The 16,154-nt window shown below is 62.7% G+C and carries 13 protein-coding genes; 7 read left to right on the top strand and 6 right to left on the bottom strand.

The window, feature by feature from the left end; genetic code table 11:
- Positions 1-30 precede the first annotated feature (30 nt).
- From M529_RS42610 to M529_RS42585, 6 genes are all read left to right on the top strand, one after another.
- Positions 31-399 (top strand): c-type cytochrome, encoded by a 369-nt coding sequence (locus M529_RS42610; RefSeq protein WP_021319339.1) that lies wholly within the window; start codon positions 31-33, stop codon positions 397-399.
- Position 400: 1 nt separating this feature from the next.
- On the top strand, positions 401-1,330 hold the full coding sequence (gene coxB / locus M529_RS42605; RefSeq protein ID WP_021319338.1) for a cytochrome c oxidase subunit II: 930 nt from the start codon (positions 401-403) through the stop codon (positions 1,328-1,330).
- A complete protein-coding gene (locus M529_RS42600; RefSeq protein ID WP_021319337.1) occupies positions 1,327-3,858 on the top strand; it encodes a cbb3-type cytochrome c oxidase subunit I in 2,532 nt (843 codons plus the stop codon). The genes coxB and M529_RS42600 overlap by 4 nt, the downstream gene beginning before the upstream one ends.
- Positions 3,859-3,861: 3 nt before the next feature.
- Complete coding sequence (locus M529_RS42595) at positions 3,862-4,146, top strand: hypothetical protein (RefSeq protein ID WP_021319336.1); 285 nt, start codon at positions 3,862-3,864, stop codon at positions 4,144-4,146.
- Between the two features lie 138 nt (positions 4,147-4,284).
- A complete protein-coding gene (locus M529_RS42590; RefSeq protein WP_021319335.1) occupies positions 4,285-5,370 on the top strand; it encodes a serine hydrolase domain-containing protein in 1,086 nt (361 codons plus the stop codon).
- 94 nt (positions 5,371-5,464) lie between these two features.
- Positions 5,465-6,493, top strand: coding sequence for a sodium:calcium antiporter (locus M529_RS42585; RefSeq protein WP_021319334.1), 1,029 nt, complete (start codon positions 5,465-5,467; stop codon positions 6,491-6,493).
- A gap of 66 nt (positions 6,494-6,559) precedes the next feature.
- Here the strand turns inward: M529_RS42585 and M529_RS42580 are convergent, their stop codons facing one another.
- From M529_RS42580 to M529_RS42565, 4 genes are all read right to left on the bottom strand, one after another.
- Complete coding sequence (locus M529_RS42580; RefSeq protein ID WP_021319333.1) at positions 6,560-7,174, bottom strand: exopolysaccharide biosynthesis protein; 615 nt, start codon at positions 7,172-7,174, stop codon at positions 6,560-6,562.
- 278 nt (positions 7,175-7,452) lie between these two features.
- Positions 7,453-8,916, bottom strand: a complete 1,464-nt coding sequence (locus M529_RS42575) for a carbohydrate porin (RefSeq protein ID WP_021319332.1) — start codon at positions 8,914-8,916, stop codon at positions 7,453-7,455.
- Positions 8,917-9,018: 102 nt separating this feature from the next.
- Positions 9,019-10,287: an MFS transporter gene (locus M529_RS42570; protein WP_269078886.1), complete on the bottom strand. Its 1,269-nt coding sequence runs from the start codon at positions 10,285-10,287 to the stop codon at positions 9,019-9,021.
- A gap of 341 nt (positions 10,288-10,628) precedes the next feature.
- Positions 10,629-11,591, bottom strand: coding sequence for a dihydrodipicolinate synthase family protein (locus tag M529_RS42565; protein ID WP_021319330.1), 963 nt, complete (start codon positions 11,589-11,591; stop codon positions 10,629-10,631).
- A gap of 139 nt (positions 11,592-11,730) precedes the next feature.
- On the opposite strand from M529_RS42565, the gene M529_RS42560 reads away from it, so the two are divergent.
- The gene (locus M529_RS42560) at positions 11,731-12,765 is read left to right on the top strand and encodes a LacI family DNA-binding transcriptional regulator (RefSeq protein WP_021319328.1); all 1,035 of its coding nucleotides are present in this window, start codon (positions 11,731-11,733) and stop codon (positions 12,763-12,765) included.
- 62 nt (positions 12,766-12,827) lie between these two features.
- On the opposite strand, the gene M529_RS42555 is transcribed toward M529_RS42560, so the two are convergent.
- Both M529_RS42555 and M529_RS42550 read right to left on the bottom strand, forming a co-directional pair.
- Positions 12,828-14,012, bottom strand: a complete 1,185-nt coding sequence (locus M529_RS42555) for a PepSY-associated TM helix domain-containing protein (RefSeq protein WP_021319327.1) — start codon at positions 14,010-14,012, stop codon at positions 12,828-12,830.
- 3 nt (positions 14,013-14,015) lie between these two features.
- Positions 14,016-16,121 (bottom strand): TonB-dependent siderophore receptor, encoded by a 2,106-nt coding sequence (locus M529_RS42550; protein ID WP_021319326.1) that lies wholly within the window; start codon positions 16,119-16,121, stop codon positions 14,016-14,018.
- Positions 16,122-16,154 lie beyond the last annotated feature (33 nt).

Here is a 16,154-nt window from a genome sequence, read left to right as displayed (position 1 = left end):
CGCTGCCGGCACGCCAAAAAGGGGGGATGATTGCATACGGTCCGCGCCTTGCTGCCCCTGCTGCTGACCGCGGGATGCAAGCCGCCGCCCGACGAGGCGCAGCACATGCCGCAGGCGGATCCGGTGCGCGGCAAGCAGGCGATCGTGCGCGCCGGCTGCGGCGCGTGTCATGTCGTTCCGGGCCTGCGCTGGCCACAGGGGCAAAGCGGCCCTTCGCTCGAGGGCTTTGCCGATCAGGGGCTGATCGCAGGGCGGCTGCCGAACCGTCCCGATTTGCTTGTCGCTTATGTGCGCAACGCACCGGCAACGCTGCCCGGCACGACCATGCCGGCGATGCCGCTCACCGATGGCGAAGCGCGCGATGTCGCCGCCTATCTCTATGCCTCAGGCAAGCGTTGAGATGACAAGCGGCTCGATCTTCGCCGTCTTTGACCCCGCAGGCCCCTATGCCGGTTCCATCACGACCCTTGCCTGGGTGCTGATCGCGATGTTCGTTGCGGTGCTTGCGGTCGTGATCGCCGCGCTGTGGATCGCGCTGCGCGGGAGCGGGCGACTCAAGGCAAGGCTCGGCGGCACGCGTGCGATCTGGATCGGCGGGATCGGCTTTCCGGTCGTCGTGCTGACGGCGCTCCTGGTTTATGGTCTGACGCTCACCCGTCACCTGACAGCTCCAATGCCGCAGGATGCGATGCGGGTGCGCATCACCGGCGAGATGTGGTGGTGGCGTGTCGCCTATCTCGATCCCTCGGGGCGACCGTTCATGCTGGACGCCAACGAGCTGCACATTCCGGCTGGGCGTCCGGTGCTGCTCGAGCTCGAATCGAACGACGTGATCCACAGCTTCTGGGTGCCGCGGCTTTCAGGCAAGCTCGACATGGTCCCGGGGCGCCGCAACACGTTGCCGATTCAGGCGGACGGGCCCGGGGTGTTTGCCGGCCAATGCGCCGAATATTGCGGCGGGCCGCATGCGCTCATGGGGTTTGTGGTGATCGCGCACGAGCCCGCGGCCTTCGATCGCATGATGGCAGCGCGACGCGCGCCACGCCCGGTTCCCGACGAACGCGGGCGGCAACTGTTCCGCTCAACCGGCTGCGCGGCCTGCCATCGCATCGCGGGCACCGAAGCCAACGGCATGGCTGGTCCGGACCTGACCCATGTCGGCTCGCGCCGCTCGCTCGGCGCCGGCATCCTGCCCAACAATCGCGGTACTCTGGCGGGCTGGATAGGCGATAGTCAGGCGATCAAGCCGGGCAACCGCATGCCGCCCTACAAGACGCTCTCCGCCGCCGACCTTCAGGCGCTCGCCGCCTATCTCGAGGCGCGGAAGTGAAGTCGGAAACCGGGTTCGACCCGGCGCTCTACGCTCGCTTCCCGACGCCAGGCGAACGGCCCGAAGGTGAGCTGGAGGAGCTGGAGCGGATCTGGTGCGCGCCCAGGGGCTGGCAGCTGCTGACCGCAGTCAACAACAACTATATCGGCTTCTTCTACGTCGCCGCCGCGTTCCTGTTCTTCCTGCTCGCGGGCATCCTCGCGCTGGTGATGCGCGTGCAACTCGCGCTGCCGCTCCAGGGCGTGCTGCCGCAGGACACCTACAATCAGTTCTTCACCATGCACGGCACAGTGATGATGTTCCTGTTTGCCGTGCCGATGGTCGAGGCGATTGGGGTGCTGCTGCTGCCGCAAATGCTGGCGGCGCGCGACCTGCCTTTCCCGCGCCTGTCCGCCTATGCCTTCTGGGCCTATTTCGTCGGCGGGCTATGCTTCTTCACGTCGCTGTTCTTTGGCCTGGCGCCGGACGGCGGCTGGTTCATGTATCCACCCTATACGAGCATCACCTATTCGCCCGGGATCAACGCCGATTTCTGGCTGCTCGGCATCGGCTTTATCGAGATCAGCGCGATCGCCGGCGCCATCGAGATCGTGGTCGGCGTGCTGCGCACCCGCGCGCCGGGCATGACGCTCGACAAGATGCCGATCTACGCGTGGGCGATGCTGGTGTTCGGCGTGATGATCATCATCGCCTTTCCGTCAGTGATCCTCGGCACGCTGTTGCTGGAGCTGGAGCGCGCGTTCAACTGGCCATTCTTCGATCCCACCCGCGGGGGCGACGCGCTGTTGTGGCAGCACCTGTTCTGGTTCTTCGGGCATCCGGAGGTCTACATCATCTTCCTGCCAGCCTCAGGCCTGGTTTCGATGATGGTGGCGACGATGACGCGTACGCCGCTGGTCGGCCACTACCTCATCGTGCTGGCGTTCCTGGCCACCGGGTTCATCAGCTTCGGCGTATGGGCGCACCACATGTTCACGACGGGCATGCCCAACCTGTCGATCGGCTTCTTCTCCGCCGCCAGCATGGCGGTGAGCGTGCCCGCCGGCATCCAGGTCTTCTCGTGGATCGCAACCTTCGCCGTGGGCAAACCGCGCTACAACGTGCCGACGCTCTTCCTCCTGGGCGGCATCGTCACCTTCGTGATCGGCGGTCTCACCGGGGTGATGGTGGCGATGGTGCCGTTCGACTGGCAGGCGCACGACAGCTACTTCATCGTCGCGCACCTCCATCATGTGCTGATCGGCGGCATGGTGTTCCCGATGTTCGCAGCCTTCTACTACTGGACCCCGATGACCAGCAGCCGGGCCTTGTCCGAGCAGCTGGGCAAATGGGCCTTCTGGCTGATGTTCACCGGCATGCAGGTGACATTCTGGCCGATGCACCTGGTGGGCCTGATGGGCATGCCCCGCCGCGTCTACACCTATCTGCCCGGACGCGAATGGGAGGTCATCAACATGATCTCGACCGTCGGCGCATTCACGCTGGCTGCCGGCGTGCTCGCATTCCTGATCGATGTCGCGCGCAACTTCCGCTTTACCACCGACAGTGATGCGGGGAACGTCTATGGCGGCGGCACGCTCGAATGGTTGCCGACAGGGCTTTATTCGACGCGCAGCATCCCCGTGGTCAAAAGCCGCGAACCGTTATGGGACGATCCCAAGCTCGCGGAAGATGTCGAAGCAGGCCGCTATTTCCTGCCTGGCTCCGCCACCGGCCTGCGCGAGACGATCATCACCAGCCCGTTGCGCGCCGAACCGCAATATCTGCAGATCATGCCGGGTCCCTCGGCGTGGCCATTCCTTGGCGCGGTGTTCACGGCCGGCTTCTTCATCCTGCTGACAGTCCAGGCCTATATACCATCCTTCGCCTGCGGCATCCTGGCGGTAATCTGTGTGCTGCGCTGGCTATGGGACACCGACCGGCTAGTGAAGGAGCCGGACGTCGATGTCGGTGCCGGCATCCGCCTGCCGACCTATGTCACGGGACCGGACAGCCATGGCTGGTGGGCGATGATGATCCTGCTGATCGTGGTCGGCATGATCTTCGTGATGGGCGTGTTCAGCTTCTTCTATCTCTATGGCGTCCAGCCGCGCTTCTGGGTTGCGCCGGCCGACCTCTGGTCGCTCGCGATGGTTCTGCCGGCCTATGGCGCTGCCTCGGGGCTGGCATGGCTCGCAAGATATATGCTGGCGCGCGAGGCGACCGAGCTCTGGACACCCGGGGTGCTGTTCCTGTGCGGCGCGATCGCGCTCGCCACGGGGATCGGCGCCGATCTGTGGAGCTGGATCGCCTCCGGCTTGAGACCGGACGCCAGCGGTCAAGGCGCAACCGTCTATGCGCTGCTCGGCCTCGAGGCGATGCTTGCGGCGATCGGTTTGCTGATGGCCGGCTATATCTCGGCCCGCAACAGCCGCGGCATGATCGTTCGGCCGCACAACAACAGCCTCGACCTGTGCGTGCTATGGGTGATCTACACCGCCGGTCAGGGCGCATTGACCGCGGTGCTGACCCGCGCGGTCGGCGGCTGAGTCGTGCGGACCTGGGCATTCCTGCTTGGTGGGCTCGTCATCTGGGCGGTGCACTTTTTCACGCTCTACATCATGGCAAGCGTCTTCCTGACGCCCCCCCTCGCTCGCACCCTGACGATGTTGATAACGCTCGCCTGCCTCGGCGCGATTGCGTTTCTGGCCTTCAAAGCGCGACGGATCGAAATAGAGACAGCCACGGATAGCTGGGTGCGGGCGGTTGCGCTGCTGGGGATGGGCGTCGGTGGCGTTGCGATCGTGTGGCAGGCGCTGCCGGCACTGCTTGTGTGAACAGGATCGTGCGCGAGGCTAGGAACGGCAGGGCTCCCTTTCGTTGACCATCCATCCAGCACTGCCGGCAACGGCGGCGTAGCGCGAGAGGCGGGAGCCTGACTGAATGTGGGGCGTTAGCCGGTAATGCCATTTGCAATGAAGCGACGTCCGCTCGGCCTCACGTTGCTGGCTTCGGCCTTGCTCGGCGTTCCACTCGCCAGTTGCTCAGCACAAGCGCCTTCGAGCTCGCCGGACCGGACCGAAGCACCGAAAGTCACGACGCGCGGGCTTGATCCCACACACCTCGCACGAACGATCGAGCAGGCACGGCAACTGCCCCGGCTGCGTTCGCTCGTAATCTTACGTCATGGTGAAACGCTGGTCGAACAGCGCTTCAACGGCGGTCCGGCGCTCGATCGCCCGGTGAACATCAAGTCTGCCTCGAAGACCATCCTCTCGGCTGTCACTGGCATTGCCATCGATCGCGGTGTCCTGACTGGCACGGAGCAGCCCATCCTGCCGATCCTGCGGCAGGACGCGCCAGCCGATCCCGACCCCCGGCTTGCCCAAGTGACCATCGGCCATCTGCTCTCGATGCGCGCCGGTCTGGAACGAACGTCCGGGGAATATTATGGCCGTTGGGTGTCGAGTCCGAACTGGGTACGCTATGCACTGTCGCGCCCCTTCGTCGAAGTACCGGGCGGCCGGATGCTGTATTCCACCGGCAGTTCGCACCTGCTCTCGGCGGCGCTGACGAAGGCGTCGGGGCGCACCACGCAGCAACTTGCCCAAGATTGGCTCGGCACGCCGCTCGGCATCCGCATCGCACCCTGGCCGCGCGATCCGCAGGGGATCTATTTTGGGGGTAACGACATGCTGATGTCGCCCCGCGATCTTGCCAGCTTTGGTGAACTGTACCGCAACGGGGGCAAGGTCGGCCAGCGCCAGGTCGTGCCAGCCCGATGGATCAGGGAAAGCTGGGAGCCGCGCACCACCTCGCCCTGGAGCGGCAATGCCTATGGCTATGGCTGGTTCCTGGGCGATGTCCGCGGCCATCCCGTCCGCTTTGCCTGGGGTTATGGCGGACAGATGCTCTACGTGCTGCCGGGCCTCGCACTTACCGTCGTCATGACCTCGCAATCCGATGCTGCGCGCGATAGCGGCCATGTGGGTGCGCTGCATCGGCTGCTCGCCGAAGGCATCGTTCCAGCGGCTGAGGCGGGAAGCCGCCGAGCGTCTTAGAGCAGCCAGTTCCTTCAAGAACGGGCGTTGCTGCGGAGCACGGTGACGGACCGGCTTTGACGGCGTTGATCCCTCATCTGTTTGGAGAAAATCGATGACAGAGACCGCCGCCAGCCTGCCGCTCCCCGCGCTCGCTGCACTCTTCGCCATCGCCGCCGTCATCGTATGGTGGGCGGGAACGCGGCTGACGGCGCATGTCGATGAGGTCGCCCGACGCTTCGAATTGGGACAGGCATTTGCGGGCATGCTGCTCCTGGGCGGCATCACGTCGCTGCCGGAGCTCGCCGCGGTGAGCACCGCTTCCTTGAGCGGCGATGCGACGCTCGCGGTCAATAATCTGCTCGGCAGCGCGGCGGTGAACGTGCTGCTGCTGGTGCTAGCGGATGTGGTGTTCGGGCGCGACGCGCTGACGCGGGCCGCTGCACAGCCAGGAACGCTGATGCAGGGCGTGCTCGGCATGATGCTTCTCAGCGCGGTAGCCGCTGTGGTGCTGTGGGGTGACTACGCAATCGCAGGCATAGGCGCTGGTTCGGTCGGGGTGGCCGCGGCCTGTCTGTTCGCAATGCGGATTTCGTCCGGCTTCGAGCATCGCGATGTGTGGCGACGCACCGAAGACGATGAGACCGGATCGAAGGAGAGTGACCCCGATCCGCGTTCGACAGGTCGCTTGCTGCTCGGCCTGGCATTGCTTGGCGCTCTGATTCTGACCGCTGGCGCGCTGCTATCCCTATCTGCTGACGGTATCGCGGGTAAGATAGGCATGTCTTCGGGGATGGTCGGATTTCTGCTGGTTGCTTTCGCCACGTCCCTTCCCGAACTGAGTTCGGTCACTGCGGCGGTGCGAACCGAGCGATATGAGCTCGCAGTGGGCGATATTTTCGGCACCAATTTGTTCAACGTTGCGCTGCTGCTCGTCGTCGATCTGCTCAGCCCCGGCGAACCGGTGCTGGCGACGGCCGGGATCTTCGAGGTACTGGGTGCGCTCGTGGCGCTCATGATGACCGGCGCGTTTGTAATTGGGTTGCTGGAGCGACGCGATCGAACGGTGCTCCGCATGGGGTATGATGCCGTCGCCGCACTCGTCATCTTCATCCTGGGTATCGGGACGATGGCCACGGTTTAGCGAACGCGTGTGGCCTGAACACCGCGACAAGTGTGTGCGGCTTCCGCCATGGAACGTCTCCGAACGTCAACTGGCGGGCTGGCGCGAGCTGCCGACACCCCCCAGCAGACCCACGCCGAGAGCAAGTGCTGCGGCCGCCAGCAGCATGGCGATGATCATCAGCAAGCCGTCGCGCACCAATAGCGCAAGCCCGAAGGCAGCAATCGCGGCCATCGGAACCGTGGTCGCAAACGGCAGGAGCTCGAGCGGAGGCACCGTCAGCGCAAGAATGATGCAACAAGCCGCTGCCAGTTTCACGAATATGCCTTGGGTCAGACTTATATATCGTCCGTGAAACCAACGGTCGAGGAAACGGGCTACGCCGCGAAGCTTGTGCGTCGCCTTGCAGGCCTTCTCTACCGACAAGCCGCGCTTGGACAGGAAGCGAGGTAGCCAGAGATGCTTTCGCCCGAACATGATTTGGGCAGCCACAAGGACGATCACGGTTGCAAGCGCAGTGGGCAGGCCTGGAATGCCGCCAACTGGCGATATGTCGATGAGAGCCGGGATCAGCAGAAACGGGCCGTAGCTTCTGTTGCCAAGCGCCTCGACAATCCGGTCGAGGCGGACCTTTTCCTCACTCCTTGCGATATCCTCGATGCGATCGAGAATGTCGTCGACGCTCTTGACCTCATTCACCATGGGTCGAGCAATGACTGAACGGGAACACAGTTCCAGACCGTCAGCACATAGCCTCCAATGCATGCCCCCTTTGCTCCGACTTTGCCTAAGAGCATATAGCCCCTTGAATTTCTGGATCTCGCCCGCTTCAATCCTTCGAAGCCAAAGGGAGCGAGCGGCCACCTTCGAGTTGGACAGCTGACGGGGGCTATGACTGCAATTGGTCGACAGCCGCCGAGAAAGCGGACCTTCCGCACTTGGGGAGTGAAAATTAGCTGCTGAGAGTCCGACAAGGGTCGTCACTTCATTGCCGGCATGCCTAGCAAGCCCGCAATATCCACTGAGATGCGCAGACCGAAGGCCAATATGTCGCCTGACTGCTTCCTGGCGCGCGGCTGCAGGAAATTGTCGGGATTGACGACATATTGGATATTGGGGCTGATCCGCACATTGCGGCCGACCGCCATGCCATAGTTGAGTTCGAAGATCGCTTCTCCCCGGTGGACACGGTCGGTGCCCCCGGCTGCAATGCGGGACGCCTGGAGATAATTGACCTGCCGGTCGCTGATCCGGATATAGCTGCCTACGAGGCCCAGCGTATCGCGCGGGCGTACGGCGAGCGGGCCGGTGAGGATGACGCCGGCGATCGCCTGCTCCTTGAACGGGACATAGTTTTCCGTCGAACCGATCAGTCCGCCAAATACCGTCACCGGCCGCTTGACGTCGTCATGGAGGTGGCCTGTGACAGCGTCGCCCATGACGTACCAGCCAGCCTGACCATCATGCTGGAGTGGCGTGCCCCCGGTCGCAAGGCGCGGTTGATGATCGCTGTCGAGGTAGGGATCGGTGACGTCCGATGTATTGTGATAGCCGCCAATGCGCAGATGCCACGGCCTACGTGCCTTGGGCGAAGATGACTGGAAGCCCAGTTCCACCGCGGTCTGATGTCCGGTCGATGCGTGGGTCGACCAATCGAACCCATTGGTTGAATTGAGCGAGGGATTGGCTTCGAACAGCCCTGCCTGGAAATAGAAACCCTTGGTCGGCGCCAGCTTTATCCGGCCGCCCCAAGTTCCGTAGGGAAAGAAACCGAGTGCCCGATCCTGGATCGGCACGACCGCCGGGTTGAAGCAGACCGAGTTAGTCTGGAAGGTGCAATAGATGTTGGACTGATTGAAATAGGTCAGCGGCGACACGCGCCCGCCTGAAATGTTGAGCTTGCCGTCGAACAGATTCTGCTCGATCGCGAGCGCCGCGAGCCGCAAATTCTGGAAAGCTTTGTATCGCGTCTGGAAGCTGATCGCGTTGCCGGCATGATCTGCGGACAGCGATGTGCCCTTCGAGACGTTCATCGACACATGGATAAAGCTGCCCTTGAGGCCGATCATCCGATCGAGGTCGAGATCGGCGCCGAATGGCAGGGCATAGGAGTTGCCGACGCCGCGCCCCTGTCCACCGCTGACGCTGCCGGCAAATTCGTCGACCGCCAGGAAACGAAGATAGATACCCTTGTCGGCAAGTAAACGACTGAGCGGGGCAAGCGGCCCGATGAGCGTCTTTCCTTCGGGTAGCGGGACTTGCGAAAACTGGACCTGCGGCTTGGGATAATTGGCCGATGCGATTGTAGTCACGACGTGCGGAGGCAGTATATTCCCCTCCACTGCCTGCCGATCGGCCGTAATGTTGGCGGTCTGGGCATGGGCGCAAGACAGGGGTGTGAAGGGCAGCGTCGCAACGGCGCATGCCAGGAACCTATAGGTCATGGATCATCCTCTCATCGGGCCGGCATTCTGCGTGCGCGTGCCCGAATATGACGGGAAAAGGGCCGCCGGCGGGTCAGGGCGCAGGCGGCGAGGAGGAAGGGCTCAGGGAGAGAGTTCTTCCAAAGACTTGCCGCTGGTTTCCGGCGCCCAGCACAGCACTGCAAAGCCGGTCAGGACCGCGACCGCTGCAAAAGCAAGGAAGACCGGTGCGATCGGACCGCCCGACATGACAAGTCCAATTACCCAAGGACCTGCAATCGATCCTGCCCGCAACCATGCTGATCCTAACCCAGCGCCCACCGAGCGCAATCGAGTCGGATAAAGCTCGCCGGAATAGAGGTAGAGCGAATAGGTAACGGTCTGGAGCGCCGCAAAGGCCGGCGTCGCCAGGGCAAAGACCATGACCGGTGTTGACGCGCCGAGCAGGTAAAGCGCCGTCAGCGGCACGGCCGCGAACAGCAGGGCGCCGGTGTACCAGCGGCGGCGACCGACCCGGTCAATCGTCAGGGCGCAAATGAAAGATGCGATCAGTGCCACCCCGGTCATGGCAAAACCATAGCCGATGGCTTGATCGATCGGCAGGTCGAACACCGTTCGATAGAGGGTTGGCAGCCAAGTTAGCAGGCCATTATTGATCATATAGGCGCCAAACCACATGCCCCAGAGCAACAGCGTGCGTGGGCCATAAAGCGGGCCGAACATTTCGCGGATCGACCCAGCCGGCTTTGCCTGAACCAGAATGGCAGTCGCCGCGCGGGGTTCGGGTAGCGCCTGGCCATAACGAATGGCGCTATCCTCCAGCCGGCGGATCACCTTGTCGGCTTCGGCGAAGCGGCCGCGATTGATGAGCCAGCGTGGGCTTTCCGACAGGAAGAAACGCAGCGGGATCACCAGCGCCACCGGCACCATGCCGACGATGAACATGGACTGCCAACCAAGGCTGGGCACCATGGTATAGCCGATCGCACCGGCGGCGGTCAGGCCGACCAGGAACAGGAGTTCGTAAAGCAGGAAGAAACGTCCGCGCCTTTTTGCGCCGGACAGTTCATTGACATAGGCGCTGGCGACCGGAACCTCACCGCCCGTGCCTATCCCTTGCAGGAAGCGGAACAGGATAAGGGACTGTGGCCCCCAGGCGAAGATGCACGCGGCACTCATCGCCGCGAAGATGCCGATGGCGATGGCCAATACCGGCAGGCGACCGATCCGTTCGGCCAGCCAACCGAAGAAGATCGCGCCGATCAATTGCCCCAAATAGCCCGAAGAGATGATCGCCGCCGTCATAGACGGGGCGAGGCTCCATTCCTTAGCCAGGATCGGCATCGCATAGGCGAGCGCGATTGTGGTATATCCGTCGAAAAAGGTGGCCATGCCGACGCAGCCTCGTGCCCATAGCACGGGGCGGGTCACCGGCAGGCGCTCAAGCCGCGCGATCAGCGCTGCACCGCTGTCGCTGGCAATGGCCGTCGCGTTGACGCGGTCGGCCGTCATGGTAGATGCAATCGAAGCATTCATCTGAGCCTCTCCCATTTGCGCGCTTATCTGGGACTTGGAAAGCCTGCGCGTCTGTTCTGTTGGGTCGATGGCGATAGGCTGTCCTGCCCAAAAGCAGGAACCGCCTATGCCGTGTCAGGGCCTTTCCGCCGGGGCAGATCAACTTCCTTCCATTTCAGTCGGTCCGCCCCGGACCGAAAAGGCGTCCAGCGACAGTGTCAGACGATGCCGGCTTCCTTCATCGCAGCTTCGATTTCCTGTTCGGCTTGACTCGACAGGTCGATCAGCGGGGAGCGCACAGTGGCGTCCTTCAGTACGCCACGAGCGCGCAGCGCGATCTTGAGAGCGACGGTGCCCTCCATATGCGAGCCACGGTGATAGACATTCTTCGTCACCGGCAGCAGCTGATCATGGATGGCGCGGGCCTTGGCGTAGTCCTTGGCCTTGCCGGCTTGGATCAGCGCGAAAAGCAGTTCGGGAGCGATATTGCCATAGCCGACCAGCGCGCCGTCGACGTCGAACATGGTGTGCAGCAGATATTCGTCATGGCAGGTCAGTATCTGCAGGTCCGGGAATTCCTTGCGCAGAACGGGGATTTCCGTGTCCCAGCGCTTCATGTTGCGCACGCCATTCTTAGTAGCGACGACGCCCGGCTGCGCGGCGATTTCAAGCTGGGTCTTGAGGTTGTAGGTCGCCTTGGTGGCGTCGGGATATTGAAACAGGATGCACTGTAGGCCCGATTCCTCGTAGATCGCCTTGTAGCGATCCTGCGGGGCACCGTCCTGATAGCCAAAGCGCAGCCAGCCATGCGAGGGATAAACCAGCGCGCCGATCGCGCCGGCGTCGGCCGCGCGCTTGGCTTCCTTGGCGGCGACCTCGGTGCCTTCACCGGTGATGCCGGCGATGACCGGGATATTGCCGTCCAGCGCTTCGACATAGACTTCGATCAGGCGGACCTGCTCTTCGGTGGTGAGGAAGGTGCCTTCACCGGCATGCCCCAGAATCACGAGGCTCTTCACGCCCTCCTTACCGGCCAGCCATTTGGCGAGGTCAGCATTAGCGGCCCAGTCAACCTTGCCTTCGCTGTCAAACACAGTGACGGGCGCAGGATTGAGGCCGCGCAGGTCGATGACATTGGCGGGGGCAGGACGCTTGTTGGGCGCAGGATCGTAAAGGCTCATGAAACTCTCCTATATGAAAACGTTGATGGGAACGTTCCCGTTATCGTTTCGAATCATCGCTGGTGTCAAGGCGGATTTTGCGGCAAGATACAAAGCGGGCTATCGGCGCGATGAAGAGAGCAGGTAAGATTGAAGGGAAATGGCGCTGATGGGCAGGGATTTGGAAGGACGCGGCGGCCGGGTCACGCTGCACAGTGTTGCCGCGGCAGCCGGCGTATCGAAATCGACGGTTTCACGCATTCTCGACGAACGGCTGCCCCACTCTGACAACGAGACCGCACGTCGGGTGCGGCAGGTGGCGGCAGATCTTGGTTATATCCGTGATATTTCCGCTTCGAGCCTGCGGCGGGGTAAGACGATGGCGATCGGCGTGATCGTCCCGCGTCTGACCGACACGGTTATGGCGATGCTATATGAAGCGATTGCCAAGGCCTGCGCAAAGAGCGGGCGGATCGCGCTGGTTGCAACGACCGATGACAATATCGATGCCGATGAGCGCGCGGCCGAGACGTTGATCCAGCGTGGGGTCGATGGCTTGATCCTGGCCACGGCGCGAACCGGTGACGATCTGCCAGATAAGCTTGAAAAGCGTGGGGTGCCTCATGTGCTGGCGCTGCGCACGGACGGACATAGCCCGTCCGCGATCGGCGATGATCGTCTGGGCGGCTACCTCGCAACCCGACACCTCATCGATCTCGGCCACCGGCGGATCGCGATCATCGCCGGTCCCTCCTTTGCATCGAGTAGCCGCGATCGATTAGCTGGCTATAAGCAGGCGTTGGAAGAAGCATCGATTTCGGTCGACCCATCGCTCGTGGTGGAATCCAGTTTCAGCATCGAGGCGGGTGCCGAGGCCGCCGAGGCAATCATGGCTCTGGACCAGCGGCCTACCGCCATATTCGCGGTGAACGACAATACCGCCATCGGTGCACTCTCGAAGCTCACCAACATGGGAATTGCCGTGCCCGGCGACATCTCACTGGTCGGCTACAACGATATCCCGATTGTCAGCCATCTGCCGACGCCACTGACAACGATGCGGGTGCCGTTCGATCAAATTGCTGCAGCGGCACTTGAGCTGTTGGATATGCCACTGGCGGCTGGCAAACAGACTAAGATGCTTGTAGCTCCAACCCTGATCCCGCGCCGGTCGTCCGGTCGGATCGCAGAATAGCTGACCGTCCGGAATTGGGGAGTGAAGACTGGGTGTTGAGTGTTCGACATGGGTCGATATTCTCAACTCGCACCGCCGATAGCGCCTGGCGTGAGCGCCAGAGCCATCAGGACGAGCGCAATGCCGATATAGGCCCATATCCCCATGCCGCGCCAAGCTAGCTTCCAGCCATTTGCATCCAGCCGAGCGATCTTTGTCAACCGGGTCGCGTAGATCACGGTGCCAGTCACTGCCATGGCGGTGAGCGCCGCGCCGAAGAGGAACCAGATTACCTTCGTCCAAAGCCCGCCGAACGTGCCGAAGTGCAGCGGGTCGGCCATTTCGGAAAGGCGCTGATGGACACTGAGATTGCGCCCATCCAGTCGGGCAATCACCCTCTGGGTTGCCGGATCGATCGCGGCGCCATTGGCGCGATCGCGCACAAGCCAGGCAGACGACTGCCCCAGGAGTATGACGCCATGCTCCGGCGTGAAGCGGATTTCCCGAATGTCGAGCTTCGGGTCTGATCGTCGGGCGATCGCCACGAGGCGATCCAGCCGGGCACCGACCGGGGGAGTACCGGCGGCAACCTGCGGCAATTCCGGCACTTGCGCGTTCCCGCCCAACGTTTCCACCAGATACCAAACGCCTGTCAGCGCGATGAGCGCAACGAACCAGAGACTCCACAAGCCGATCAGGCGATGCAGGTCGCCGGTCAGGCGACGAGTGTCACCACCGCGCGGTGCGCGAAAGAAGCCGCGCCACCATTTCTTGTACGTGACGATTCCGGATATCAGCGACAGCATCAGCAACAGAGCCAGTGAAGACACAAGCGGAATGCCGATCTTCGTCGGCAACATGAGATGGCGATGCACCTGCCGCAGGAAGCGGTGGACATTGGCCCACCCATGCCGGCCGGTCACCTCTGCCGTCCAGGGATCGACAAAGATCCGCTCCGGCGCACCCTTGCCAAGGCTGACCCATGCTTCGGCCGCGAACCACGGATCGATGGGTGCGTAGAGCGTCTGAAGCCGCGCCTGCGGCGCTGCGCGCGTCACCGCGTCCGCCAAGGCGCCCCAGGAGGCGATCGGCTCCGGGCGCGGCGATACCCGCATGGAGGGCGTCACCAGCCAGTCGATCTCATGGGCGAAGACCGCGAGCGTACCGGTCGCGAGGATGAAGGTCAGGAAGATGGAGAGCTTGAGCCCGATCCAGCTATGCACTACCCACCAGAGCGAGCGGCCCTTCTTGGCGTGCGCCTTGCCCATGGATCAGAAGCTGAAGCGTAGTTCGGCGAGGAAGGTGCGAGGCTCCCCAGGGAAATGCCCGCTTTGCGCGGAAAAGCCGGAGGCCGCGTAGACCTTGTCGAAGATGTTGTCGACGCGCAGCATCAGTTCGGCAAAGCCCAGCCCCTTGGTTATGGACGCATCGAAGATCGTGTAGGGCTTCACGCCCTGCCCGGACAGGCTGACGCGTCGCGACACATATTCCCCGCCGACGGCGAAGGCCGCGTCGATCGCAGGCACCTGATAGCGGGTCCAGAAGCCGAGCTTGTGCTTGGGCGCATTGGCGAAGCGATCCCCTACGGCATTGGTGATCGCCTGCCCCGCAATCGTTCCGGTTATCTTCGTATCGTTATAGCCATAGTTAACCAGCGCGACCCAATTGGCCGTGATGTCGGTCGATAGGTCGACCTCGAACCCCTTGCTCGTGACCTCGCCGATCGGACGCAACTGATCCTGGCCGTTGACCGGAGGCAGGGTCGGGTCTGCTTGCAGAATGTTTTTGCGCACGATCCGGTAGGCGGCGAAATTGGCCTGAAGGCGGCCGTCGAACAGGTCCGTCTTGACCCCGCCCTCGAACTGATCGCCCGTTACCGGGGCGAAGGGGCCTCCCGCGTCGACCGTCTGGCTCGACGCGCTCTGTGGCTCGAAACTCTGCGACCAGCTCACATAGACCGAAACGTCCTTACGCGGCTTGAAGATGGCGCCCGTGCGGAAGGTGACGTCATCATCGGTATAAAACCGGTTGCCGACCACGCCGTCCTCGAACTTGTCATACCGAACGCCACCCACAAGTATGACCCTCTCGGTCAGGCTGATCTGGTCCTGCAGATAGGCGCCTTTGCGCTTGGTGCGGGTATCGGTGACGGTGAAGGGCAGCAGCGCCGCCCGAGCCGCATCGCGCGCGCTATTGGTATAGACCGGGTTGCTGAGACTGAGCGGCGTCACACCCGCGCGCAGGATGCGGCTATTGAGCACGCTGGTTTCGTCGTACCAGTCCGCGCCAGCCTGGACCTTATGCTCCATACCGAGCAGGTCCAGGCGTGCGGTGAGATTGGCGGAGAAGGAAAGCCCATCCACATCGCGGATCTGGTCGCGAAACTCGCGCGCGACCAGATCGGTGCTTCCCGCCACGAAGCCGCGCGGTTCGTGATATTGCTGTGTCTCGGTCGCCTTGAAATAGCGCACGCCAGCGTCGAACGTGACGGCATCGCCGATCGCCGTGGCGTAGCGCGCTTGATAGGCCTGCGACTTCAGATGCAGGAAGTCGGTGGGTTCATTGGCGTTCCAGCGAATGTCGGTCAGAAAGTTGCCAGCATTGTCGGTCAGTACGCCGCGCAGCCGGTTCGCTTGCAGGTCATTGTGGTAGACCGTCGCCTGCAGCGTCAGCTTGCCGCCTTCGTTCGTCCGGATCGCAACGCCGCCATCGCCGATCAGCGACACATTTTTCGTGTTCAGGCGATACGGGTTCATGGCTTCATAGAAGCCGCCAAGGCGATAGGTGACGATGCCGTCGCTGTCGATTGGGCCGGTCGCTTCGGCCGATATGCCGCGCCGGTCGTAATTGCCGCCGGTCGCCACAAGCCGCATTGCTGTCTTGGTATCCGGCACCTTCGACACATAGTTTATGATGCCGCCGGGTGAGCCCGGCCCGAAGAAGAGGCCCGCCGGACCTTTCAGCACCTCGACGCGCTCAATGTTGAAGAGCTGGGGCACCGAAAAGCCGATGAAAGGGTTGCCCCGCATGCCGTCGTAGAAGGACTGATCCTGCCGGAAGCCGCGGAAGGTGACGCCGGCATAGCTGAAGAAGCTGACGCCCGAGATGTTGCGATAAATATCTGTCGCATCGCGCGCGCCCTGATCGGCGAACAGGTCCTTGTTGATCACCTGCAATGCCTGCGGAATATCGAGCGGGTCTTGCGCGCTCTTGCCTACCGTCGTGGTTTCGGTGCGGTACAGGCGTTGGGCGCGGCCGGTAACGATGATCTGGCCCCCCTCAACAACTTCCGTGGAGGGAACAGGTATCTGCTCAGCATATGCCATGGTGGTGCAGAGAGAAGCGGACGCGAGCAGCGCCACGCGAATGAAAGACAAATCAGCCCCCTATCAACAGATTCGCTAATGCGA

The organism is Sphingobium ummariense RL-3 (genome assembly GCF_000447205.1).
GTDB classification, from domain to species: domain Bacteria; phylum Pseudomonadota; class Alphaproteobacteria; order Sphingomonadales; family Sphingomonadaceae; genus Sphingobium; species Sphingobium ummariense.
This window is presented reverse-complemented; position numbering and strand designations above follow the sequence as displayed.